Raw genomic sequence first — 23798 nt, 5'->3', positions numbered from 1 at the left:
TCAGCCGATCCACTCGTCGATCTGGTCGCCGTGGGAGTCGACCCACCCGCGCGCCACCGTGGCCACGTCCTCGCCGTCGACGTCGACCTGCTTCTGCATCTCCTCCATCTCCTCGACGGAGATGCGGAAGTTCGTCAGCAGCTCGACGAAGCCCGGGGCCTGGTCCCGCAGCTCGTTGCTGGCGGCGATGTTGGCGCTGTAGGAGGGCATCGCGCAGGCGCCGTCGCCCTCGGTGAGGCAGCCCTCGGTGTAGGGCGTGGGCTCCTCGAGCTGCACCATGTCGTACTGCGCGAACACCGCGTGCGGGTGGTACAGGTACAGCACGATCGGCTCCTCGCGGCTGTAGCTGTTCTCCAGCTGCGCGAGCTCGGCGGCCTCGCTGGAGACGACGTGCTCCAGCTCGATGCCGTAACCCGCGAGCCGCTTGGCGTTCTGCTCGGTGGTGATGTAGCCGGGGTCGGCGTCGTAGAACTTGTTGCCGAGCTGCTCGGCGTAGTCGTTGAGCTGGGTGACGCTGGTCAGCCCCTCCAGTGGCCCGCCCGGCTCGACGGCGTAGGCCGGCACGAACCAGCCCTGCGCGGCGTCGCCGTAGGTCTCCGAGACGATCTCGACCCGGTCGGCGGCCGAGTCGGCCAGCTCCTGCTGGTTGGGCAGCGCCACCTCGGTGAGCAGGTCGATGTCACCGCGCGCGGCGCCGGCCCAGGCGGCGGCGGGGTCGAGCTGGGTGGTCGCCAGCGAGGCGACGCCGAGGTCGGGGTTGTCCGCGGCGATCTCGCCCAGGATGGCGTTGGTCAGGCCGGCGGCCGTCCAGCTGAACTGGGCGGTCTGGACGGTGACGCCGTCGCCACCGCCGCCGCCACCGCCGCCGCCGGAGCCCGCCTCCTCGCTCGTGCACCCGGCGAGGGCTGCGGTCAGGAGGGCGGCGAGCGCCACGGCGGAGGTGCGGGAGCGGAGGGGAGTGCGCTGCATGGGGTCCTCTTCCTGGGGACGGGGCCCGGACGGGCCGCAGCAGGTGTGGGCACAGTACGAGGCGCAGGCCCCCTGGAGGAGCCTGCGCCTCGTACCGCGATCGGTCGGGAGAGGGCGGCGGCCCGGGTCAGACGGCCGCGGGCCCGACCGGGGCGTCGCCCCGGAGGGTGATGCGGTGCATGACACGGCGCTGGTCGCCGTAGTCGCGGTTGGCGTAGTGCACCGTCGACCGGTTGTCCCACATGACGACGTCACCGACCGACCAGCGGTGCCGCACGACGTGCTCCGGCTTGGTGATGTGCGCGTAGAACAGGTCGAGCAGGTACCGGCTCTCGGCGTCGGACACGCCCTCGATGTGCGAGACGAAGCCGGGGTTGACGAACAGCCCCTTGCGGCCGGTCTCGGGGTGCACCCGCACGACCGGGTGCGAGACGGGGACCAGCGCCCGGTACTCCTCGCCCTCCCACGTCGTGCGCTCCTCGCGCTGGGCGATGTAGTAGCCGAACTCGCGGGTGCCGTCGTGCACCGCGACGAGCTGGTCGGCCAGGTGCTGCAGCGGCTCGCTGAGCGAGCGGTAGGCCAGCTCCAGGTCGGCCCACTGGGTGTCACCGCCGGTCGGCGGGAGGACGACGGCCCGCAGGACCGATCCCAGCGGCGGCCGGCGCACGAAGGTGACGTCGGTGTGCCAGACGTCGGCGAAGCCACCGGTGGCGCTGTCGAGCGCGTAGATCTCGGGGTGCTCCTCGTCGACACCCGGGACGACCGGGTGCGACTCGGTGACCTCGCCCAGGCGGCGGCCGAGGGCGATCTGGCCGTCGGGGTGCAGGTCGTGCTGGCCGGCGAAGAACAGCACCTTGTACTCGGCGAGCGCGGCCCGGATCGCCCGGACCTGCTCGTCGGTGGCGCGGGCGAGGTCGACGCCGTGGACCCGGGCGCCGATGGTCGGCTCCAGGCGCTCGAGGTCGAGGACGCCGCCGTCGACGGCGGCGGGCGTGGTCGGGGCAGCAGCGAGCAGGGTCATGCGGGGTCTCCAGGGGTGGGTGCGGACGAGCGGACGGGGCCGGGGACGGGTCTCAGGCCCGACAGAGCGCGCTCGCGCACCGCAGCAGGTCGACGTGCCGGCGCTCGACGAGCGCAATCCGCACAATCCCGACCGACTGCATAGGGATTACCGTAGCGGGTGTTCCCGCCTCCTGACGACGAGGGGTCCCGCCGTGTCCGTGCCCGGCTCGCTGTTCATCGACGGGACGTGGCAGGACGCCCGCTCCGGCCGCGTCCTGCGGGTCCTCGACCCGTTCGACGGGTCGCTCGTGCTCGCGCACGACGCCGCGACGCCGGGTGACGTCGACCGCGCGGTCGCGGCGGCGCGGGCGGCGTTCGAGTCCGGGAAGTGGTCCGGCCTGCCCGCGGCCGAGCGCGCGGCGCTGCTGCAGCGCACCGCGGACCTGCTGGTCCGCGACCGCGAGCACGTCGCGCTGCTGGAGACCCGCGACACCGGCAAGACGCTGCGCGAGAGCCGGGCCGACGTCGACGACGTGGTCGCGGTGCTGCGGTACTACGCCGACCTCGCGGTCGTCGACGTCACGCGGCCCGTGGACGCCGGCCCCGGGGTCGACAGCCGGGTCGTCGCCGAGCCCGCCGGCGTGTGCGCGCTCGTCACGCCCTGGAACTACCCGCTGCTCGAGATCAGCTGGAAGCTCGCACCGGCGCTGGCGGCCGGCTGCACGGCGGTGGTCAAGCCCAGCGAGCTCACCCCGCTGACCACCGCGCACCTGCTGTCGCTGCTGGCCGAGGCCGGCCTGCCCTCGGGGGTGGCCAACCTGGTGCTGGGCGACGGGGAGGTGGTCGGGGCGGTGCTGGTCGCGCACCCCGACGTCGACCTGGTCAGCTTCACCGGCGGCACCGCCACCGGCCGCGCCGTCCTGCGCGCCGCCGCGGACACCGTCAAGCGGGTGCACTGCGAGCTCGGCGGCAAGAACCCGAACGTCGTCTTCCCCGACGTCGACGTGGACGTGGTGGTCGACAACGCCCTGTACGCGGCCTTCCTGCACGCGGGGCAGGTCTGCTCGGCCGGCTCGCGGCTGATCGTGCACGCCGACGTGCACGAGGCCGTCGTGGCCGGCCTGGTCGCCGGCGCGGAGGCGGTCCGGCTGGGCGACGGGCGGGACGAGCACACCCAGTCCGGGCCGCTGGTCTCAGCGGCGCAGCGGGCGCGGACCGAGGAGATGGTCGCCGGGGCCCTGGCCGAGGGCGCGGTCCTGGCTGCCGGCGGACGCCGTCCCGACGACCCGGCGCTGCGGGACGGCTTCTTCTACCGGCCGACGGTGCTGACCGGGTGCCGGCGGGACATGGCCGTCGTCCGCGAGGAGGTCTTCGGGCCGGTCCTCACCGTGGAGACCTTCACCGACGAGCAGGAGGCGGTCGCGCTGGCGAACGACACCGCCTACGGCCTGGCCGGGGCGGTGTGGACCGGCGACGACGAGCGCGCCGAGCGGGTCGCCGCCGCCCTGCGCTGCGGCACGGTGTGGATCAACGACTACCACCCCTACGTCCCCGGGGCGGAGTGGGGCGGGCGCGGGCAGTCCGGCGTCGGGCGGGAGCTCGGACCCACCGGGCTGGCCGAGTACCGGGAGCTCAAGCACGTGTGGCGGCGGCGGTCGCCGGGCCGCAGCGGCTGGCTCGACTGAGCTCCGCCCCGTCGCACCGGGCGGGTCAGCGGGCGGGCACCAGCTCGGCGACCAGCGCGCGGACCCGCCGCTCGATCTCGTCGCGGATGGGCCGCACGGCCTCCACGCCCTTGCCGGCCGGGTCCTCGAGCTCCCAGTCGAGGTAGCGCTTGCCGGGGAAGACCGGGCAGGCGTCGCCGCAGCCCATGGTGATGACGACGTCGGAGGCCTCGACCGCCTCGGTCGTGAGGACCTTGGGCCGCTGGTCGGTGATGTCGATCCCGACCTCGGTCATCGCCTCCACGGCGGAGGGGTTGACCCGGTCGCCGGGCAGGGAGCCGGCCGAGCGGACCTCGACGGCGTCCCCGGCGAGGTGGCGCAGCCAGCCGGCGGCCATCTGCGAGCGGCCGGCGTTGTGCACGCAGACGAACAGGACGCTGGGGCGGGAGGTCATCGGACTGCTCCTGGGAGGAGGGGACGGGGTGGTGCGACGGGGTCACCGGGGAAGAACCGCCGGCCGGCCCACAGGGCGACGTACATCAGGGCCACGAGGACGGGGACCTCGATGAGCGGGCCGACCACGCCGGCCAGCGCCTGGCCGGAGGTGACGCCGAAGGTGCCGATCGCCACGGCGATGGCCAGCTCGAAGTTGTTGCCGGCCGCGGTGAAGGCCAGGGTCGCCGTCCTGGCGTAGCCGAGGCGCAGCCGCATGCCGAGCAGGAAACCCCCGCCGAACACGAGGAGGAAGTAGGCGAGCAGCGGCAGCGCGATCCGGGCGACGTCCCAGGGCCGCGAGGTGACGGCGTCGCCCTGCAGCGCGAAGAGCACGACGATCGTGACCAGCAGCCCGTACAGCGCGACCGGTCCGATCCGCGGCAGGAACCGCTCCTCGTACCAGTCCCGGCCACGCGCCCGCTCCCCCAGCGTGCGGGTGAGGAAGCCGGCGGCGAGCGGGACGCCGAGGAACACGAGCACCGACACGGCGATCGCCCCGACGCTGGACTCCGCCGACGTCGTCGGCAGGCCGAGCCACCCCGGCAGCACCTGCAGGTAGAACCAGCCCAGCGCGGCGAAGGCCAGGACCTGGAACACCGAGTTGACCGCGACCAGGACGGCGGCGGCCTCGCGGTCACCGCAGGACAGGTCGTTCCAGACCAGCACCATCGCGATGCACCGGGCCAGGCCCACGATCACCAGGCCGGTGCGGTACTCGGGCAGGTCGGGCAGCAGCGCCCAGGCGAGGACGAACATCAGCGCCGGGCCGACCAGCCAGTTGAGCACCAAACTGGCGGCCAGCAGCCGGCGGTCGCCGGTGACGCGGTCCAGCTCGGAGTACCGGACCTTGGCCAGGACCGGGTACATCATCAGCAGCAGGCCGACCGCGATGGGCAGGCTGACGCCGCCCACCTCGACCGCCGACAGGGCGTCGCCGAGCCCCGGCACCCAGCGGCCCAGCGTGAGGCCGAGCGCCATCGCGGCGGCGATCCACACCGGCAGGAAGCGGTCCAGGGTCGTCAGGCGGGCGAGGACGGGCGCCTCCGGGCCGGTGCCCGCGCGGGGGCGCTCGGCGACGGCGTCGCTCACGCGGCCGCGGGCTTGACGGCCCGCACGATCGCGCCGTGCAGGCCGGGCGCGACCTCGTGCGTGAAGGTGACCGAGGCGTCGGCGAAGCCGGCTGCGGCGAGGCCCTCGAGGTACTCGGACCGGGACAGCGCGCCGGCGATGCAGCCGACGTAGGAGCCGCGCTCGGCGCGCTCGGCCGGGGTCACGGAGTCCTCGGCGACGACGTCGGAGATGCCGATGCGCCCGCCGGGGGCGAGCACGCGGAAGGTCTCGGCGAGCACCGCGGGCTTGTCGGTCGACAGGTTCACGACGCAGTTGGAGATGACGACGTCGACGCTCGCGTCCGCGAGCGGGAGGTCCTCGATGGTGCCCTTGCGGAACTCCACGTTCGTCGCGCCGGCCTCCGCCGCGTTGGCGCGGGCGAGGTCGAGCATCTCGTCGGTCATGTCGACGCCGTACGCGAAACCCGTGGGGCCGACGCGGCGGGCCGAGAGCAGCACGTCGATGCCCCCGCCGGAGCCGAGGTCGAGCACCCGCTCCCCCTCGTGCAGGTCGGCGACTGCCACCGGGTTGCCGCAGCCGAGCGACGCCAGCACGGCCTCGTCGGGGAGCCCCTCGGTGGCCGCGGCGTCGTACAGGCCGGCGCCGAAGCGCCCGTCGTCCCCGGCCGCCGGGCCGCAGCAGCCGCCCCCGACCTCCTGCGCGGCCGCGGCGTAGCGCGCCCGGACCTGCTCCCGCAGGTCCGCCTCGGTCCCGGTCATGGCTCCTCCACACATCGATGGACGTCGATGACAGGACGGTGCCACAGGCATCGACGGTTGTCGATATCGACGTCCGTGGATGTCCGGTGCGACACTGGCGCCGTGACGACGTCGCTGCCGCTGGCCCCGGGGACGGACGCGTGCTGCGCGCCGCTGGTCCGCGCACCCCTGAGCGCCGCCGACGCCGCCACGCTGGCCGGGACGCTCAAGGCGATCGCCGACCCGGCGCGGCTCCGGCTGCTGTCGCTGGTGGCCGCCCACGACGGCGGCGAGGCCTGCGTGTGCGACCTCGTCGAGCCCCTCGGCCTGTCCCAGCCGACGGTGTCGCACCACCTCCGGGTCCTCGTCGACGCGGGCCTGCTCACCCGCGAGAAGCGCGGCGTGTGGGCCTACTACGCCCTCGTGCCCGGGGCCCTGGACTCCCTCGCCGCGGTCCTCACGACCACCGCGTCCTGAGTCCGCGACCCGGCACTCATCGACGTCCGGGGATCCGGCGGGGAGCATCAGGTCATGGACGAGCAGTCCGTCCGGGCCGCGCTGGAGCACTACGTCCGTCACAGCTCTGCAGGCGACGAGGACCGCGCCAGCGAGATCTACCACGAGGACGCCGTTCTCGAGTTCCCGCAGTCCGGCGAGCGGTTCGAGGGCGTGGCGAACTTCCGGGAGTGGCGTCGGGACTACCCGGCACGGGTCGACCTGGAGGTCGTCCGCGTGCGGGGGCGGGATGACTTCTGGGTGGTGGAGGTGCGCGCCCGCTACGACGGCGGTCCGTGGATGTACGGACCAGCCGTCTACGAGTTCCGGGGTGACCGGGTGGCCCGCGAGACGATCTACATCGGCGAGGCCTGGGAGGCGCCTGAGTGGCGGGCGCGCTGGCGGGCGGCGCCCTGACCCCGGAGTGTCCCGACTCACGGGCTGACCTGCGAAGACGTCCCCCGCAGGGGCATCGGCGGGGGCACCGCGGTGTTGTACCCGTCGATGACCGCGCCCGCCCCGCTCGAGGCCCCCTCCCCCACCCGCCTGTGGACGCCGAAGCGCGTCCTCGTCACGCGCTCGGCCGCCGAGCGCCCGCACGGGCAGCGCGTGCTGCGCCGCCTCGAGGGCGCCGGCGTCGACGCGATCGACCTGCTGCCCGGCGACCGGCTGCCCTCCCTGCGCGGCGACGACGACCGCGCCGCGTTCATGGCCGCCAAGGACACGATGGCGCTGGTCGTGCCGCCGCCGTCCAAGCGCCGACCGCAGCCGATCCCGCCGTCGGCGGACTTCCGGCTCGACCTGGCCGAGGGCTGCCCGGCGCATTGCCAGTACTGCTACCTCGCCGGCTCGCTGTCCGGCCCGCCCATCACCCGCGTGTGGGCCGACCTCGACGAGGTGCTCGCGGGCCTCGACGCCTACGTCGGCCGCGGCGGCGTCACCTCCGGCACGCTCGAACGCGGCGGCGAGGGGACGACGTTCGAGGCGTCCTGCTACACCGACCCGCTGGCGATCGAGCACCTCACCGGCGGCCTGGTCCGCATGGTCGAGCACTTCGGCACCCACGCGTGGCCGGGCCCCGTGCAGCTGCGTGCGACCACCAAGTTCGACGACGTCGCCGGCCTGCTGGGCCTGCCGCACGGCGGGCGCACCCGGCTCCGGTTCAGTCTCAACGCCGCCCCGGTGGCCCGCCGGTTCGAGGGCGCCACGGCCCGGGTCGAGGCGCGCGTCGCCGCCCTGGCCGCCGTCGCCGGCGCCGGCTACCCGGTGGGCCTGACCATCGCGCCGATCATGCCGGTGGACGGCTGGCGCGAGGAGTACGGCGCCCTGCTCGACGCCGTCGCCGCGGCGCTGCCGGCGGACGCCGACCTCACCGTCGAGTGCATCACCCACCGGTTCACGCCGGGCAGCAAGGAGACGCTGCTCGACTGGTACCCGCGGACGAAGCTCGAGATGGACGAGTCCCGGCGCACCACCAAGCGGGGCAGGTTCGGCTCGGTCAAGCACGTCTACCCGAGGGAGACGATGGCCGAGCTGCGCCCCTGGTTCGAGGCCGCCGTCGCCGACCGGCTGCCGCAGGCCCGCTTCCTCTACTGGACCTGAGGCCCGGCCGCGATCATGGCGCCGGGACCGTGCCGGACGGGCCGGCGGCGGTCACGGCGCCATGATCGTCGGGATCGGGCGACCGGGGTCAGGCGGCCGGGATGAGGCCGTTCGGGTCGAGCACGTACTTCTTCGCCGCGCCCTGGTCGAACTCCTGGTAGCCGCGCGGGGCCTCCTCGAGCGGGATGACCGTCGCGTTGACCGCCTTCGCGATCTGCACCCTGTCGTGCAGGATCGCCATCATCAGCTGGCGGTGGTAGCGCATGACCGGGCACTGGCCGGTGGTGAACGCGTGCGACTTCGCCCAGCCCAGGCCCAGCCGGATCGACAGCGACCCCTCCTTGGCCGCGTCGTCGACCGCGCCCGGGTCGCCGGTCACGTACAGGCCCGGGATGCCCAGCGCGCCGCCGGCCCGGGTGATGTCCATCAGCGAGTTGAGGACCGTGGCCGGCGCCTCGTGCGAGGCGTCCGCACCGTGCCCGCGCGCCTCGAAGCCGACGGCGTCGACGCCGCAGTCGACCTCGGGGGTGCCGAGGATCTGCTCGATCTGGTCCTTCGGGTCGCCCTGGGAGACGTCGACGGTCTCGCAGCCGAAGCTGCGGGCCTGGGCCAGCCGGTCGGCGTTGAGGTCGCCGACGATGACCACCGCGGCGCCGAGCAGCTGCGCGGACGCGGCCGCGGCGAGCCCCACCGGGCCGGCGCCCGCGATGTAGACCGTCGAGCCGGTGCCCACGCCGGCGGTGACGCAGCCGTGGTAGCCGGTCGGGAAGATGTCCGACAGCATCGTCAGGTCGCGGATCTTCGCCAGTGCCTGGTCCCGGTCCGGGAACCTCAGGCAGTTCCAGTCCGCGTACGGGACCATCACGAACTCGGCCTGCCCGCCGGTCCAGCCGCCCATGTCCACGTAGCCGTAGGCCGAGCCGGGGCGGTCGGGGTTGACGTTCAGGCAGATCCCGGTCTTGCCCTCCTTACAGTTGCGACAGCGGCCGCAGGCGATGTTGAAGGGCACGCTGACGATGTCGCCGATCTCGAGGAACTCGACGTCGGGCCCCTTCTCCACGATCTCGCCGGTGATCTCGTGACCGAGGACCAGCCGCTCGGGCGCCGTCGTCCGGCCGCGGACCATGTGCTGGTCACTGCCGCAGATGTTGGTGGCGACGGTCCGCAGGATGACGCCGTGGGGCGTCTTGCGGCCGACGTTGGCCGGGTTGACGCCCGGGCCCTCCTTCAGTTCCAGCCCCGGGTAGTCCAGGTCCGCGACCTCGACCTTGCCCGGACCCATGTACATGACCGCCTTGTTCGCCACGGACGTGCCTCCTCTCGGCAGCCGGCACGGCGCTGTGCCGGACACCGTCTCGGTCGCCGCGCCGGTCGGCGCGGCCCTGGTGCCGCCCCCGCGCCAGGACGGGACTCCTGGTCTCGGGGTCCGGCGGGGTCCGAGTGTGGCCTGGGTCACGGAAAGGTCTCGGCGACGACACCGACCCCTTGCCGCGGCACGGCACGTTGCGACGTACCGTCGCCGGTCGTGCTCGTACTGCTCCCGCCCTCGGAGACCAAGTCCCCGGGCGGTGACGGCGCCCCGCTCGACCTCGCCGCCCTCTCGACGCCGGAGCTCACCCCGCTGCGCGCCCGGCTGGTCGAGGCGCTGGTCCGGCTCGCCGCCGACCCGCCCGCCGCCCGCGCGGCGCTGGGTCTGTCCGCCGGCCAGGACGCCGAGCTCGCCCGCAACGCCGCCCTGTGCACCAGCCCCACCGCGCCGGCGGTCGAGCGCTACACGGGCGTCCTCTACGACGCCCTCGCCGTCCGCACCCTGACGCGCGCCCAGCGGGCCCGGGCCGACCGCCGGCTCGCCGTCGGCTCGGCCCTGTTCGGCCTGGTCCGCGCGACCGACGCCATCCCGGCCTACCGGCTCTCCGCCGGCTCCGCGCTCCCCGGGCTGCCCACCCTGCGGACGCTGTGGCGCCCGGTCCTCGGCCCGGCACTCGCGGCCTCCGGGGAGCTCGTCGTCGACCTGCGCAGCGGGGCGTACCAGGCGCTGGCCCCGGTCCCGGGCGCGGTCACCGTCGACGTCCTGAGCGAGCGGGGCGACGGCAGCCGCACCGTGGTCAGCCACGCCAACAAGGCGCACAAGGGACGGGTGGCCCGCCTGCTGGCCACGACGACGGCCGAGCCGGACGACGCCGCCCGGGTGCGCACGCTGCTGCGGCGGGCCGGGTTGCACGTGGAACACGACGGGGCCGACGCGCTCACCCTGGTCCTCCCAGCGGCCGCCTGAGGGGCGCGCCGTCACCTCGTGTGACCTTGGCGTTTTTCTCCGTGATCCCTGTTGACCGCAATGGACGTCGCTTACGATGTACGCGGCGTCCGGACCCAACACCGGCCGGGCCGCCGTGTAGAGGAAGTCGGCCGTGGGCCGCGTGAAGGGGTTCGGTGTACGACACGTCTGGGCTCCTGCCCGAGCCCCGGGTCCCGGGTCTGCGCGACGCCGCCGAACTGCTCAAGGCCGACCGTCCCCGCGCCGAGGCCGCCCACCGGCTGCGGCTGCGTGACGCCAGCGTCGTCCTCGACCGCCTCGCGGAGCTCGCCGCCCGGTTGCTCGGCGCCCCGGTCGCCCAGCTGTCCCTCATCGACGACGTCCAGGTGGTCGTCAGCGGCGCCGGGCTGCCACCGGGCACGGTCGGCAGCGAGAACCCGCTCGAGACGACCGCCTGCGCCGTCGCCGCCGCCGAGCGGGCGCCCCTCGTCGTCCCCGACGCCCACGCCGAGCCCCGCGCGGCCGAGCTGCCGCAGGTGGCCTCCGGCGCCGTGGGCGCCTACCTCGGCGTCCCGCTGATCGACTCCGCCGGCCACACGGTCGGCGTCCTGTGCGTCGTGGCCCCGGCCCCGCGGCCGTGGTCGGACAGCGACGTCTCCACCCTGCGCCAGCTCGCCGCGGCCGCCGTCACCGAGCTCGAGCTCGCCGCACTGCGCACCGAGTACGAGAGCGACCGGCTGCGCTGGGGCCTGGCCATCGACGCCGCCGGGATCGGCACGTTCGACTGGGACCTGCACACCGGCGAGCTGACCTGGGACACGCAGCTGATCGAGATGTTCGGGTACACGCCCGAGGACTTCGGCGGCACCATCGAGGACTTCAACGCGCGGGTCCACCCCGACGACCTGCCGCGTGTCACCGACGCGCTGCAGGCCAGCATCGACAGCCGCGGCGACTACGAGGCCGAGTACCGCGTGGTGTGGCCGGGCGGGGAGACCCGCTGGGTGCAGGCGCGCGGCCGCACGCTGACCGACGAGCGCGGCGCGGCGACCCGGGTGCTCGGCGCCGCCTACGACACCACCGCCGAGCGGGCCGCCGGCGTGCGCGTCACCCGGGTGCTCGAGGCCATGCCGGCCGGCTTCTACTCCCTCGACCGCGAGTGGCGGTTCACGCACGTCAACGCCGAGGCCGAGCGGCTGCTGGGCCGCAGCCGCGACGAGCTGCTCGGCCAGGAGCTGTGGACGGCGTTCCCGGCCGCGGTCGCCAGCGCGTTCGAGGAGAACTACCGCGCCGCCGTCCGCACCGGGACGCCGGTCCAGTTCGACGCGCACTACCCCGCGCCGCTCAACGGCTGGTACGAGCTGCGCGCCTGGCCCAGCCCGGAGGGCCTGTCGGTCTACTTCCTCGAGGTCACCGAGCGCCGCCGCGTGCAGGACCGCGCCGAGCGCGCCGCCCAGCGGCTGGCCCTGCTCGCCCAGGTCAGCGCCGAGCTCGCCGGCGCCCTGGACCCCCAGACGGCGACCGGGCACCTGCCGCGGCTGGTGGTGCCGGCGCTCGCCGACTGGTGCATCGTCACCGTCGTCGACCCCGACGGCCGCCCGCGGGACGTCGGGCACTGGCACGCCGTCCCCTCGGCCCGCGCCCTGGTGGAGCGCTACGCCGCGGTCCGGCTCGACGCGATGCCGGCCACCGCGCCGCTCATGCGCGCCCTGCTCACCGGCGAGCCGGTGATGGAGCGCGGCGAGGCGGTGCTCGACCTGCTGGCCGAGGGCGAGGCCCGCGACCTGCTGAGGGCGCTCGCCCCGGAGTCGGCGATCTCGATCCCGCTGCGCGGCCGCGACCGCACGCTCGGCGTGATGACGCTGTTCTGGCGGTCCGGCTGGACGCCGCGCGAGGAGGACCTGGCCACCGCCCAGGACGTCGCCGACCGGGCCGGCCTGGCGCTGGACAACGCCCGCCTCTACGGCCAGCAGCGGGCCCTCGCGGAGGGGCTGCAGCGCAGCCTGCTCACCGAGCCGCCCGAGCCCGACCACGCCCAGATCGCCGTCCGCTACCTGCCGGCCGCCGAGGCCGCACGGGTCGGCGGGGACTGGTACGACGCGTTCCTGCAGCCGGGCGGGGCGACCATGCTGGTCATCGGCGACGTCGTCGGCCACGACACCGAGGCCGCGGCCGCGATGGGGCAGCTGCGGGCCCTGCTGCGCGGCATCGCCACCTACAGCGACGCCGGCCCCGGCGAGGTGCTGCGCGGCCTGGACGCCTCGATGGCCGTGCTGCAGACCCGGGTCCTCGCCACCGCCACCGTCGCCCGGTTCGAGCAGACCGACGACGAGCGGGAGCGCGGCGTCACCCGGATGCGCTGGGCCAACGCCGGGCACCTGCCGCCGCTGGTCATCAACCCCGACGGCAGCGTGGCCGAGCTGGCCACCTGGCGCGGCGACCTGCTGCTCGGCGTCGACCCCGACGCCCGCCGCGAGGAGTCGGTGGTCACCCTCGACCGCGGCGCCACCGTGCTGCTGTTCACCGACGGGCTCATCGAGCGCCGCGACGCCGACCTCGACGCCGGCATGGCCCGCCTGCGCGAGGCGCTGCGCGAGCTCGCCGACCAGCGGCTGGACGGGCTGCTCGACGAGGTGCTGTACCGGCTGGTGGACGGCCGCCCGGAGGACGACGTCGCGCTCGTCGCGGTCCGGCTGCACCCGCAGGACCGGCCGCGCCCGCCCGACGCCGGCCCCAACCGGGTGCCCGACGTCGTCCCCGAGGACCCGGCGAGCCCCTCCTACCGCTGACCACCCCGCCGGATCCGGTCAGGAATCGAGAAGCCCCCGGGACCCGCCCCTCCCTAGCGTCCGTGGCACACCGATCCCGCAGGGCACCGAGGGAGCTGGAGATGCCCACGAAGGACGTCGAGCAGGAGTCCACCGGCTTCACCGCCGAGGAGCGCGCCGCGATGAAGGAGCGCGCCGCCGAGCTCCGCGCCGAGGGGAGGAAGGGCGCGAAGCGGGCCGACGGCCTGCAGGCGGTGCTGGACCGGATCGCGGCCATGGCGCCCGGGGACCGGGCGCTCGCCGAGCGGGTGCACGTGGTGGTCACCACGACCGCCCCACAGCTGGCGCCGAAGACCTGGTACGGCATGCCCGCCTACGCCGACGCGGACGGCAAGGTGGTCGTCTTCTTCCAGGACGCCGGCAAGTTCGGCTCCCGCTACGCGACGCTCGGCTTCAACGACCCCGCGACGCTCGACGACGGCGACCTCTGGCCGGTGTCGTTCGCGCTGACCGGCTGGAGCCCCGCGGTGGAGGAGCGGGTCACCGCCCTGGTGCGCACCGCCACCGCCTGAGCGGCGTCAGTCCCGCTGCCGGTCCCGGCGGACGGTCACCTTCCGGCCCTTGACGGTGCTGGCCCGCAGCGCGGTGATGACCTCCTCGGCGGCGCCGGCGGGCACCTCGACCAGGCTGAACCGCTCGGCGATCTCGATCGCGCCGACGTCGCGGCCGCGCAGCCCGGTCTCCCCCGCGATCGCGCCGACCAGGTCACCCGGGCGGACGCCGGCGCTGCGGCCGGCGCCGATGAACACCCGCTCGGTGTCCCCGCCGCCCGAGCGCGGGCGCGGCGGGCGGCCCTGGCCCCGGTCGCCCCGGTCGCCGTCCCGCCGCGGGCGCTCCGGGCGCAGGGCGACCTCGGGGATCTCCTCGTCGTCGTCCGGACCGGTGGTGGCCTCGTGGGCGAGCTTGACCGCCGCCAGGGCCACCTCCACGACGTCGAACTCGTCGGCGAGCGTCTCGACGACGCCGCGGAACCGCTCGAGGTCGTCGCCGAGCAGGCTCTCCCGCAGCGCGGCGCGGGTCAGCTCCAGCCGGCGGGCCCGCAGGTCGGCGACGGTGGGCACGCGTTCCACGTGGATCGGCGCGCCGGTGACCCGCTCGATCGTCTTGAGCATCCGGTGCGCCCGCGGCTCGACCAGCGTGATCGCCACGCCCTCGCGCCCGGCCCGGCCGACCCGGCCGATGCGGTGCACGTAGGTCTCCGCCGCGGCCGGGACGTCGTAGTTGACGACGTGGGTGAGCTGCTCGACGTCCAGGCCGCGGGCGGCGACGTCGGTGGCGACCAGCAGCTCCGCGGTGCCCGACCGCAGCCGGCCCATCACCCGGTCCCGCTGCTCCTGGCTCATGCCGCCGTGCAGCGCCTCGGCACGGTAGCCGCGGCCGTTGAGCGTCTCGGTGAGGTCGTCGACCTCGTCGCGGGTGCGGCAGAAGACGATGGCCGCCGTCGGGCTCTCGACGTCGAGGACCCGGCCCAGCGCCGCCGGCTTGGCCGCCCGGGCGACGACGAACGCCGTCTGGCGGACCCGCGGCGCCTCGCCCTCCACCGGCACCTCCCGGGCGACCTGGATGCGCAGCGGGTCGCGCAGGTGGCGGCGGGCCATGCTGTCGAGCCGGCGCGGCATCGTGGCGCTGAACAGCACCGTCTGCCGCTCCTCGGGCACCTCGTCCAGCAGCGCCTCGAGGTCCTCGGCGAAGCCCATGTCGAGCATCTCGTCGGCCTCGTCGAGCACCACCGTGGCGACGCCGCCCAGGTGCAGGCTGCCCCGCTGCAGCAGGTCCAGCGCCCGCCCGGGGGTGGCGACGACGACGTCCACCCCGGCCTCCAGGGCCCGCAGCTGGCGCGGGATCGGCTGGCCGCCGTAGACCGGCACCACCCGGGCGCCGAGGTCGCGGCCGTAGCGGTGCAGCGCCTCCGACACCTGGATGGCCAGCTCGCGGGTGGGCACGAGGACCAGGGCCAGCGGATCGCCGCCGGGGCGGTCGTCGGGGAGCCGCTGCAGCACCGGCAGCGCGTAGGCGGCGGTCTTGCCGGTGCCGGTGGCGGCCTGGCCGAGCAGGTCGCGGCCGGCGACCATCGGGGGCACCGCCTCGCGCTGGATCGGGGTGGGCTCCTCGTAACCGAGCCGCGACAGCGCCGCCAGGAGCTCCGGTCGCAGCCCGAGGTCGGCGAAGGTCCCGCCGTCGGGGGCAACCGTCTCGTCGGCCTGCTGCTGGGTGTCCTCGCCGTCCACCCGCCCAGTGTCCGGCACGGCGACCCGGCCCCGGCACGGCACCCCGGCATGGCACCCTCCCCCGGTGACCCCCGCACCCGCCGCCGACGACGACCTCTGCCTGCGCCCGGCGACCGAGCTGGCCGCGCTCGTGCGCGCGCGCGAGGTCTCGGCGCGCGAGCTGCTGGAGGCGCACCTGGCGCGCATCGAGCGGGTCGACCCGCAGGTCAACGCGATCGTCACCCTGGACGCCGAGGGCGCCCGGGCCGCGGCCGACGCCGCCGACGCCGCGCTGGCCGCCGGGGAGGAGGTCGGCCCGCTGCACGGCCTGCCGGTGGCGCACAAGGACACCCACGCCACCGGCGGCATGCGGACCACCTGGGGCTCGCCGCTGCACGCGGACACCGTCCCGGCGCGCGACGAGCTCGTCGTCGAGCGGCTGCGCCGGGCGGGTGCGGTCCGGGTGGGCAAGACCAACGTGCCGGAGTTCGCGGCCGGCTCGCACACGTTCAACCCGCTCTTCGGCGCCACGCACAACCCGTGGCGGCACGGGCTGTCGGCCGGCGGCTCCAGCGGCGGCGCGGCGGCCGCGCTCGCCGCGGGGCTGGTGCCGGTGGCCGAGGGCAGCGACATGGGCGGCTCGCTGCGCAACCCGGCGGCGTTCTGCGGCGTCGTCGGGCTGCGGCCCACGCCCGGGCGGGTGCCGACCTGGCCCGCCGGGCTGGGTTGGGCGACGCTGTCGGTGCAGGGGCCGATGGGCCGCACCGTCGGCGACGTCGCGCTGACCCTGTCGGCGATCGCCGGGCCGGACCCACGGGTACCGATCGCGCTGTCCGGGGACGGCGCCTCCTTCGCCGCGCCGCGCCCGGCGGAGCTGCGCGGCCTGCGGGTGGCCTGGACGGCGGACCTCGGCGGGCTGGTGCCGGTCGAGCCGGAGGTCACGGCCGCGCTGGCGGGGGTGCCGCGGCTGCTCGAGGCGCAGGGCGCCGTCGTCGAGGAGGCCTGCCCCGACCTGCGCGAGGCCGACGAGGTGTTCGGCACCCTGCGGGCCTGGCTGTTCGAGGCCACCTTCGGCGAGGTGGTGCGCCGCTCGCCGGAGCAGGTGAAGGAGGCCATCCGGCGCAACGCCGCGCGCGGGGCGGCGCTCAGCGGCGCCGACGTCGCCCGGGCCGAGCTCGCGCACACCCGGCTGCACGAGGAGGTGGTCGGCTTCTTCGACCGCTTCGACGTGCTGCTGGCGCCGACCACCCAGGTGCTGCCGTTCCCGGTGGAGCAGGAGTACCCGACCGAGGTCGCGGGCGTGCCGCAGCCGGACTACCTGGGCTGGATGCGCTCCTGCACGCTGGTGTCGGCCACCGGGTGCCCGGCGCTGTCGCTGCCCGGCGGGCACACCGGCGACGGCCTGCCGGTGGGCTTGCAGGTGGTCGCCGCGCCGCGGGCCGACCTGCGCCTGCTGGAGGTGGCCGCCGCGCTCGAGCAGGTGCTCGGGACGCCCCGCCTGCCCGCGCTCTGACGCCGTCTGCAGCTCTCTAGCTCCGGTGTTAGAGAGCCGCAGACGAGGGCAGCGACGGCCTCAGCGCCGGCCGGCGCGGGGCGGCGGCGGGGCGACCGGGGTGTCGGAGGACTCCTCCAGCACGTCGGCGGCCGAGCCGACGATGAGCGGGTCCGGGTCGCCGACGACGTCGCAGTCCTTGTCGTCGTAGTCCAGCCGGCACAGCACGTGCCGCATCGCCTCGAGCCGGGCGCGCTTCTTGTCGTTGCTCTTGATGACCGTCCACGGCGCGTGCTGCGTGTCGGTGTGGAGGAACATCGCCTCCTTGGCCTCGGTGTAGGCGTCCCACTTGCCGAGGCTCGCGAGGTCGGTGGGCGAGAGCTTCCACTGCCGCACCGGGTCGATCTGCCGCACGACGAAGCGGCTGCGCTGTTCCCCGCGGGACACCGAGAACCAGAGCTTGAACAGCAGGACGCCGCTGTCGACGAGCATCCGCTCGAACTCCGGCGCGTCCTGCAGGAACTGCCGGTACTGCTCGTCGGTGCAGTAGCCCATCACCCGCTCGACGCCGGAGCGGTTGTACCAGGACCGGTCGAACATCACGATCTCGCCGGCCGCGGGCAGGTGCTGCACGTAGCGCTGGAAGTACCACTGCGTCTGCTCGCGCTCGGACGGCTTGTCCAGCGCCACCACCCGCGCCCCGCGGGGGTTGAGGTGCTCGGTGAACCGCTTGATCGTGCCGCCCTTGCCCGCGGCGTCCCGCCCCTCGAAGACGATGACCAGCTTCTGCCCGGTCTCCTTGACCCAGCTCTGCATGTGCAGCAGCTCGATCTGCAGGCGGCGCTTCTCGATCTCGTACTCCCGGCGCTCCATGCGTTCGGTGTAGGGATAGCCCTCGCGCCAGGTCTCGACCCGCAGCCCGTCGGGGCCGAACAGCTCGCGGTCGTCGTCCCAGTCCTCGTCGCTGTCCTCGTCGGGCAGGGCGTTGAGCCGCCAGCGGCTCAGGTCGAGGACCTCGGCCTCCTTCGGCGCCTCGGTGGTGCCGGGAGGGTCACCTCCCCGGTCCTGCACGGCCTGGTCCTGCACGGCCTGGTCCTGCACGGCCTGGTCCTGCACGGCCTGGTCCTGCACGGGCTCGCGGTCGACGGCGGTGTCGGGCTGCACGGGGTCCCCCTCCCGGGTCGGTCACGTCCGTGACCGGCCGTACCCCACCCTGGACCGGGCACGCCCGGGGCGCGACGGGGCGGGCGCCCCGGACTCGAGCACGTGCGCGACGGCGTACTCGGCGAGCGCGGCCAGCGCCCGCGCGTCGCGGCCGGGCGCGAGCGCGGGCAGCAGGTGGACCTCGACGACGCCGCCGTCCACCTCGCGGACGGCGACCGGGCAGACGGCGGCCTGCGCGTCGACGGCGGGCGCGAGCGCGCGGGCGCGGAACCGGCCGGGGTCCTCCCCCTCCGCCGGGCCGCCGGGGTGCGCGTTGACCGTGCCCCCGGCGCGCAGCAGGGCCGTGACCTCGGCGCGGACGGCGCCGCTGCCGTCGTCGACCAGGAGCCCGCCGCGGCGGGCGAGCCCGCGCAGCAGCGGGGTGCCGGCCAGCGCGGCGTCGACCACCGGGGTGCCGGGGACGACGGTGGCCAGGGCGAGGACGTCGGTCCAGCCGGCGGCGTTGGCGACGACGAGGCGGGGGCCGCGCGGCCACGCAACGGCCGGGTTGACCACCCGCACGCGGAGGCCCTGCGCCATGAGCAGGTCGGCGGCGGTGCACACCCGCAGCCGCTGCTGCCGGCGCCGGCCGCCCCAGGTCGCGGTGGCGGCGCGGACGGCGGTGCGGGCGAGCACCGGGGTCATCGCGGTGCGGGCGGGGGACGGGGTGCCGTGGTCCACGGGGTCCTCCAGGTCGCGGGACGGGTGTCCGCGCGCCAGGGTCCGGGCACCGGGTGTCCGCCGGGTGACGCCGGTGCGGAGGTCCCGCGACGGTCCGGGGAACCCCTCCGCAGCGGGGCCCGGGACCGGCAGCCGCCGGCCCCGGGCCCCGGGGGTGGTGCGCTCAGCGGCGGCGCAGGCCCCGCAGGGTCCGGACGGCGACCAGCAGCTCCGGCAGCTCGTGCCGGTCGCCGGCGGCGATGTCGGCCAGCTGCGCCGCGGCCCGCCGCTGGGCGGGGTCCCAGCCCTCCACCCAGCCCGCGACCAGGGCGGTGGCGTCGTCGCCGCTCCCCCGCCCGGCCAGGACCTCGACGGCGAGCTCGGCCTGCTCGGCGGCCAGGTCGTCGCGCAGCGCGGCGCGGGCCATCGAGGGCCACCGCCGGTCCCGGGGCAGCGCCGTCACGAGCTCCCGCAGCGGCACCAGGGACAGCCGCTCGGCCAGCTCCTCCGTGACCCGGCCGGCCAGCTCGATCGGCGCGCCGGTGCGCTCGGCGACGACGGCCACGTCGAGCGCCGCCGGCAGCAGCGGCGCGGCCGCCAGCTCCCCGGCGAGCTCGGCCGGGACGCCCGCGGCCTGCAGCCGCCGCGCCCGCTCGGCGTACGCGGCCGCCTCGTGGCCCAGCAGCCACCCCGGGAGGCCGGCCCGCACCGCCGCCACGGGGGCGGCGAACCGCTCGGTGACGGCGGCGATCCCCGCCGCGGGGGAGGCGCCGATCTCGGGCAGCCGCAGCAGCCAGCGTGCCGCCCGCTCGGCCAGCCGGGTCGCCTCGGTGCGCAGCTCCACCTGCACCGGCGCGGGCACCCGGTTGTCCAGCGGCCGGACCGCGTCCCACAGCCGGTCGACGTCGAACACCGCGCGGGCCACCGCGTGCGCCCGGACGACGGCGGCGAGGTCGAGCCCGCTCTCCTCGGCCAGCCGGAACAGCCCGGTCACCCCGGCCGTGTTGACCGCCCGGTTGGTCAGCGCGGTGGCGACGATCTCCCGGCTCAGCGGGTGGGCCTCGACCGCGTCGGGGAACCGCTCCCGCAGCGGGGCCGGGAAGTAGCCGCGCAGCAGGCGGGCCAGCGCGGGGTCGTCGGGCAGGTCGGAGGCGAGGACGGCGTCGCCCGCCTCGAGCTTGGCGTAGGCCAGCAGCACCGACAGCTCGGGGCTCGTCAGCGCGTGCCCGTCGCGGCGCCGCTGGGCGAGCGCCCGGTCGTCGGGCAGCGCCTCGACCGCGCGCACCAGCCGTCCCGAGCGCTCCAGCGCCCGGATGAACCGCTCGTGCGCGTCGAGCAGGCTGCGCGCGGAGTTCACCTCGACGGCGAGCGCGGCGTTCTGCGCGTGGTTGTCGGTGAGGACGGCCGCGGCGACCTCCTCGGTCATGTCGGCCAGCAGCGCGGCGCGGCCGTCGGCGTCGAGCACGCCGGCCTCCACCACCTCGTTGAGCGCGATCTTGATGTTCACCTCGTGGTCGGAGGTGTCCACGCCCGCGGAGTTGTCGATGGCGTCGGTGTTCACCCGGCCGCCGGCCAGCGCGTACTCCACCCGCCCGCGCTGGGTGAGGCCGAGGTTGCCGCCCTCCCCCACCACGCGCACGCGCAGCTGGTGGCCGTCGACGCGGACGGCGTCGTTGGCCTTGTCGCCGACGTCGAGGTGGCTCTCGGTCGCGGCCTTGACGTAGGTGCCGATGCCGCCGTTGAACAGCAGGTCGACCGGCGCGAGCAGCACCGCGCGGATCAGCTCGACCGGCGAGAGCGTGTCGACGTCGGCGTCGAGGCCGAGCGCGGCCCGCATCGGCTCGCTGACCGGGACCGCCTTCGCCGTCCGCGGCCACACGCCGCCGCCCGCGCTGATCAGCGCGGGGTCGTAGTCGGCCCACGACGAGCGCGGCAGGTCGAACAGCCGCCGGCGTTCGGCGTACGACGTCGCGGCGTCGGGGGTGGGGTCGACGAACACGTGCCGGTGGTCGAAGGCGGCCACCAGCCGGATGTGCTCGGACAGCAGCATCCCGTTGCCGAAGACGTCGCCGCTCATGTCGCCGACGCCGACGACGGTGAACTCCTGGCTCTGCACGTCCACGCCGAGCTCGCGGAAGTGGCGGGTCACCGACTCCCAGGCGCCGCGGGCGGTGATGCCCATGGCCTTGTGGTCGTAGCCGACCGAGCCGCCGGAGGCGAAGGCGTCGCCGAGCCAGAACCCGCGCTCGAGCGCGACGGCGTTGGCGATGTCGGAGAAGGTCGCCGTCCCCTTGTCCGCGGCGACGACGAGGTAGGCGTCGTCGCCGTCGTGGCGGACCACCCGCTCCGGCGGCACGACCTTCCCGCCCACCAGGTCGTCGGTGAGCGACAGCAGCGCGCCGATGAACAGCCGGTAGCAGGCCTGGCCCTCGGCCAGGACCTCCTCGCGGGAGGCGCCCTCCGGCGGCGGGTTGCGGACGACGAAGCCGCCCTTGGCGCCGGTGGGCACGATGACGGTGTTCTTCACCATCTGGGCCTTGACCAGGCCGAGGACCTCGGTGCGCAGGTCCTCGCGGCGGTCGGACCAGCGCAGCCCGCCGCGGGCCACCGCGCCGAAGCGCAGGTGCACGCCCATCACCCGCGGGGAGCTGACGAACACCTCGCGGGCCGGGCGCGGCTCGGGCAGGTCGGGGACCGTGCGGCAGTCGAGCTTGATCGCCAGCGGCCCGCTCGCGTAGTAGGTGGTGCGCTGGGTGGCGAGGACGGCGGCCAGCAGGCTGGTGAGCACGCGGTCGGCGTCGAGGGTGTCGACCCGGCCGATCGCCTCGCGCAGCGACGCGGCCAGCGCCTCCTGCCGGGTGGCCCGGCCGGCCTCGCGACCGGGCGAGAACCGCGTCTCGAACAGCGCCACCAGCCGCGCGACGACGTCCGGGTGGGCGGCCAGCGTCGTCTCCACGTAGCGCTGGCCGAAGGACAGCCCGGCCTGGCGCAGCCACTGCACGTAGGCACGCACGACCGTCACCTGCCGCCAGTTGAGCCCGGCCAGCAGCACCAGCGCGCCGAGGCCGTCGTCCTCGGCGTCGCCGCGCCACACCGCGGCGACCGCCTCGGTGAACCGCTCGGGCAGCGAGCCGGGGAAGGGCAGCTCCCCGCCGGGGGCGGTGAGCCCGAAGTCGTAGATCCAGGCCGGCGGGGCGCCGATCCGGTCGATCTCGTAGGGCCGCTCGTCGACGACGTCGACGCCCATGTGCTGCAGCACCGGCAGCACGTCGGACAGCAGCAGCCGCTCCCCCACCCGGTAGACGGTCAGCCGCGGCTCGGTGGCGTCGGCCCCGCGGGGGCGGCGCAGCCGCAGGCCGAGCTCGCCGGGCGGCAGCGCGTCCAGCCGGGCGAGGTCCTCGACGGCCGCCGTCGCCGGGAAGTCCTCCTGGTAGGCGGCCGGGAAGGCGTCGGCCACGCGGGCCAGCACCTGCTCGGCGTCGGCGCCGTACCGCTCGGCGAGCGCGCCGGACAGGTCGTCGGTCCAGCTGCGGGCGACCGCCGCGAGCTCCTGCTGCAGCGCCTCGGCGTCGACGTCGGGCAGCGCCGGCGTCCCGCCCCGGCCCACCGGCAGCCGGACGACGAAGTGCAGCCGGGCCAGCACCGACTCGGTGGACCGGGCGGTGAACTCGATGTCCCGGCCGCCCAGGCGGGACAGCAGCAGCTGCTGCATCGCCAGCCGCACCTCGGTCGTGTAGCGGTCGCGCGGCAGGTAGACCAGCGCCGACCAGAACCGGCCGTAGGGGTCGCGGCGCAGGAACAGCCGGGTCTGCCGGCGCTCCTGGAGGTAGAGCACGGCCAGCGCCACCGGCAGCAGCTCGGCGGCCGGTGCCTGGAACAGCTCGTCGCGCGGGAGGGTGTCCAGGACGTCGACCAGCGTCTTGCCGGTGTGGCTGTCGGCCGGCACGCCGGAGCCCTCGACCACCTCGGCGACGCGGCGGCGGACCAGCGGCACGTCGCGCACGTTCGCCGCGGCGGCCGCGGAGGGGAACAGCCCGACCAGCCGGTGCTGGCGGGCGGGGCGGTGGCCGTCGGCGGGCTCGGTCACCGCGACCAGGTCCAGCCAGGCGCGCCGGTGCACCGTCGAGCGGATGTCGGCCTTGGTGACGGTGAGCAGCGCGGGACCCAGCGGGCCGGCCGCCTCCGGCAGCGCCGTCGCGGTGTCGCTGCGCAGGACGCCCAGGCCGGTGCCGGGCAGGGCGCGCACGGCGGACCCGACCTCGACCTCGCGGGCGCCGAGGAAGACGAAGTTGCCGTCGGCCAGCCAGCGCAGCAGGGCCGCGGCCTCGGCGGGGTCGTCGGCCGGGTCGGCGGTGTCGGCGCCGCCGCGCTCCTCCAGCCGGGTGGCCAGCTCCAGCGCGCGGGCGGCGGTGCGCGGGGCGTCCTCGTCGACGGCGCGGACGTCGGCGAGCACGGTGCGCAGCCCGGCGACCAGGTCACCGGCGGCCTCGTCGTCGAGCGGGCCGTCCAGGACGGCGGCCATCCACGACTCGGCCAGCGCGTCGGGGCCGCAGCGGGCCACGGCCGTGCCCGGGCTGTCGCAGAAGGCCTTCAGCACGCCGGAGACGTCACGCCGGACGACGACCACGGGGTGCACGACGTGCTGCAGCCCCACGCCCTGCCGGACCACCTCGGCGGTCACCGAGTCGACGAGGAACGGCATGTCGTCGGTGACGACGAGCAGCAGCCCGCGCCCGTCGGCCAGCCGCTCGACGACGACGGTGGCCGCGCCCTGCGCCCGGACACCGGCCAGCCGGAGGTGGCGCAGCGCCAGCCCGGCGAGGTCCGCCGGTTCGTGCCCGAGGACCTCGGCGGCCGGCTCGCTCCAGTAGTAGCGCTGCAGCAGGGCCGGGAGGTCGCCGGGGCCGCACCCGGCGGGCAGGCCGGGCCCGTCGTCGGCGTCGGCGGCGGCGCGCGCGGCCTCGGCGAGCAGCGCCCGCTTCTCCTCGTTGGCGGCCTCGAGGGCGACCAGTCCCGCCGGGACCTCGTCCTCCGGGCGGTCGGGGACGACGGTGTCCACGCCGGTGGTGCTCATGTCCGGCGACGCTAACCCGCTCAGGGCCCCCTCGTCAGCGCGACG

18 protein-coding genes are annotated in these 23798 nt (G+C 75.8%); 8 read left to right on the top strand and 10 right to left on the bottom strand.

Annotated features, from left to right (window positions below; translation table 11 throughout):
* Both ACI796_RS15115 and ACI796_RS15110 read right to left on the bottom strand, forming a co-directional pair.
* Window positions 1–969 (bottom strand): glycine betaine ABC transporter substrate-binding protein, encoded by a 969-nt coding sequence (locus ACI796_RS15115; protein ID WP_456942050.1) that lies wholly within the window; start codon window positions 967–969, stop codon window positions 1–3.
* Window positions 970–1096: 127 nt separating this feature from the next.
* The gene (locus ACI796_RS15110; RefSeq protein ID WP_456942049.1) at window positions 1097–1990 is read right to left on the bottom strand and encodes a TauD/TfdA dioxygenase family protein; all 894 of its coding nucleotides are present in this window, start codon (window positions 1988–1990) and stop codon (window positions 1097–1099) included.
* Window positions 1991–2183: 193 nt separating this feature from the next.
* Here ACI796_RS15110 and ACI796_RS15105 point away from each other — a divergent pair, with 193 nt between their 5' ends.
* A complete protein-coding gene (locus ACI796_RS15105) occupies window positions 2184–3656 on the top strand; it encodes an aldehyde dehydrogenase family protein (protein ID WP_456942048.1) in 1473 nt (490 codons plus the stop codon).
* Window positions 3657–3681: 25 nt separating this feature from the next.
* On the opposite strand, the gene ACI796_RS15100 is transcribed toward ACI796_RS15105, so the two are convergent.
* From ACI796_RS15100 to arsM, 3 genes are read right to left on the bottom strand one after another with little or no spacing between them, the layout of a single operon-like run.
* Complete coding sequence (locus tag ACI796_RS15100; protein WP_456942047.1) at window positions 3682–4089, bottom strand: arsenate reductase ArsC; 408 nt, start codon at window positions 4087–4089, stop codon at window positions 3682–3684.
* Window positions 4086–5219 carry an ACR3 family arsenite efflux transporter gene (arsB, locus tag ACI796_RS15095; protein ID WP_456942046.1) on the bottom strand — a complete coding sequence of 378 codons (1134 nt, stop codon included), beginning with the start codon at window positions 5217–5219 and terminating at the stop codon, window positions 4086–4088. Before arsB ends, ACI796_RS15100 begins: the two co-directional genes overlap by 4 nt.
* The gene (arsM, locus tag ACI796_RS15090; RefSeq protein ID WP_456942045.1) at window positions 5216–5959 is read right to left on the bottom strand and encodes an arsenite methyltransferase; all 744 of its coding nucleotides are present in this window, start codon (window positions 5957–5959) and stop codon (window positions 5216–5218) included. The genes arsB and arsM overlap by 4 nt, the downstream gene beginning before the upstream one ends.
* Before the next feature lie 102 nt (window positions 5960–6061).
* Here arsM and ACI796_RS15085 point away from each other — a divergent pair, with 102 nt between their 5' ends.
* The 3 genes from ACI796_RS15085 (at window position 6062) to ACI796_RS15075 (ending at window position 8035) form a co-directional block, all read left to right on the top strand.
* Window positions 6062–6415 carry an ArsR/SmtB family transcription factor gene (locus ACI796_RS15085; RefSeq protein WP_456937117.1) on the top strand — a complete coding sequence of 118 codons (354 nt, stop codon included), beginning with the start codon at window positions 6062–6064 and terminating at the stop codon, window positions 6413–6415.
* Between the two features lie 54 nt (window positions 6416–6469).
* Window positions 6470–6850 (top strand): nuclear transport factor 2 family protein, encoded by a 381-nt coding sequence (locus tag ACI796_RS15080; RefSeq protein WP_456942044.1) that lies wholly within the window; start codon window positions 6470–6472, stop codon window positions 6848–6850.
* Window positions 6851–6937: 87 nt separating this feature from the next.
* Entirely contained in the window at window positions 6938–8035 is a 1098-nt protein-coding gene (locus tag ACI796_RS15075; RefSeq protein WP_456942043.1) for a spore photoproduct lyase family protein, read from the top strand.
* Window positions 8036–8123: 88 nt separating this feature from the next.
* On the opposite strand, the gene fdhA is transcribed toward ACI796_RS15075, so the two are convergent.
* Window positions 8124–9341, bottom strand: a complete 1218-nt coding sequence (gene fdhA, locus ACI796_RS15070; protein ID WP_456942042.1) for a formaldehyde dehydrogenase, glutathione-independent — start codon at window positions 9339–9341, stop codon at window positions 8124–8126.
* Between the two features lie 219 nt (window positions 9342–9560).
* Here fdhA and yaaA point away from each other — a divergent pair, with 219 nt between their 5' ends.
* The 3 genes from yaaA (at window position 9561) to ACI796_RS15055 (ending at window position 13629) form a co-directional block, all read left to right on the top strand.
* Window positions 9561–10310, top strand: coding sequence for a peroxide stress protein YaaA (yaaA, locus tag ACI796_RS15065; protein ID WP_456942041.1), 750 nt, complete (start codon window positions 9561–9563; stop codon window positions 10308–10310).
* Window positions 10311–10465: 155 nt separating this feature from the next.
* Window positions 10466–13078 carry a SpoIIE family protein phosphatase gene (locus ACI796_RS15060; protein ID WP_456942040.1) on the top strand — a complete coding sequence of 871 codons (2613 nt, stop codon included), beginning with the start codon at window positions 10466–10468 and terminating at the stop codon, window positions 13076–13078.
* Between the two features lie 101 nt (window positions 13079–13179).
* Window positions 13180–13629, top strand: coding sequence for an iron chaperone (locus ACI796_RS15055; protein WP_456942039.1), 450 nt, complete (start codon window positions 13180–13182; stop codon window positions 13627–13629).
* 6 nt (window positions 13630–13635) lie between these two features.
* On the opposite strand, the gene ACI796_RS15050 is transcribed toward ACI796_RS15055, so the two are convergent.
* Window positions 13636–15345 carry a DEAD/DEAH box helicase gene (locus ACI796_RS15050; RefSeq protein ID WP_456942038.1) on the bottom strand — a complete coding sequence of 570 codons (1710 nt, stop codon included), beginning with the start codon at window positions 15343–15345 and terminating at the stop codon, window positions 13636–13638.
* 64 nt (window positions 15346–15409) lie between these two features.
* On the opposite strand from ACI796_RS15050, the gene ACI796_RS15045 reads away from it, so the two are divergent.
* The gene (locus tag ACI796_RS15045; RefSeq protein ID WP_456942037.1) at window positions 15410–16837 is read left to right on the top strand and encodes an amidase; all 1428 of its coding nucleotides are present in this window, start codon (window positions 15410–15412) and stop codon (window positions 16835–16837) included.
* 60 nt (window positions 16838–16897) lie between these two features.
* Here ACI796_RS15045 and ppk2 read toward each other — a convergent pair whose 3' ends face one another.
* The 3 genes from ppk2 to ACI796_RS15030 form a co-directional block, all read right to left on the bottom strand.
* A complete protein-coding gene (gene ppk2 / locus ACI796_RS15040) occupies window positions 16898–17980 on the bottom strand; it encodes a polyphosphate kinase 2 (RefSeq protein ID WP_456942036.1) in 1083 nt (360 codons plus the stop codon).
* A gap of 21 nt (window positions 17981–18001) precedes the next feature.
* Window positions 18002–18700, bottom strand: a complete 699-nt coding sequence (locus tag ACI796_RS15035; RefSeq protein WP_456942035.1) for a hypothetical protein — start codon at window positions 18698–18700, stop codon at window positions 18002–18004.
* Between the two features lie 163 nt (window positions 18701–18863).
* A complete protein-coding gene (locus tag ACI796_RS15030) occupies window positions 18864–23753 on the bottom strand; it encodes an NAD-glutamate dehydrogenase (RefSeq protein WP_456942034.1) in 4890 nt (1629 codons plus the stop codon).
* Window positions 23754–23798: the final 45 nt, after the last annotated feature.

The organism is Geodermatophilus sp. SYSU D00525, from assembly GCF_054050475.1.
This window is presented reverse-complemented; position numbering and strand designations above follow the sequence as displayed.

What these genes read in the sequence shown, in the direction of transcription:
- ACI796_RS15115 (WP_456942050.1), bottom strand. Translation starts at nt 969, where the DNA reads ATGCAGCGCACTCCCCTCCGCTCCCGCACCTCCGCCGTGGCGCTCGCC.
- ACI796_RS15110 (WP_456942049.1), bottom strand. Translation starts at nt 1,990, where the DNA reads ATGACCCTGCTCGCTGCTGCCCCGACCACGCCCGCCGCCGTCGACGGC.
- ACI796_RS15100 (WP_456942047.1), bottom strand. Translation starts at nt 4,089, where the DNA reads ATGACCTCCCGCCCCAGCGTCCTGTTCGTCTGCGTGCACAACGCCGGC.
- arsM (WP_456942045.1), bottom strand. Translation starts at nt 5,959, where the DNA reads ATGACCGGGACCGAGGCGGACCTGCGGGAGCAGGTCCGGGCGCGCTAC.
- ACI796_RS15080 (WP_456942044.1), top strand. Translation starts at nt 6,470, where the DNA reads ATGGACGAGCAGTCCGTCCGGGCCGCGCTGGAGCACTACGTCCGTCAC.
- ACI796_RS15075 (WP_456942043.1), top strand. Translation starts at nt 6,938, where the DNA reads ATGACCGCGCCCGCCCCGCTCGAGGCCCCCTCCCCCACCCGCCTGTGG.
- ACI796_RS15055 (WP_456942039.1), top strand. Translation starts at nt 13,180, where the DNA reads ATGCCCACGAAGGACGTCGAGCAGGAGTCCACCGGCTTCACCGCCGAG.
- ACI796_RS15030 (WP_456942034.1), bottom strand. Translation starts at nt 23,753, where the DNA reads ATGAGCACCACCGGCGTGGACACCGTCGTCCCCGACCGCCCGGAGGAC.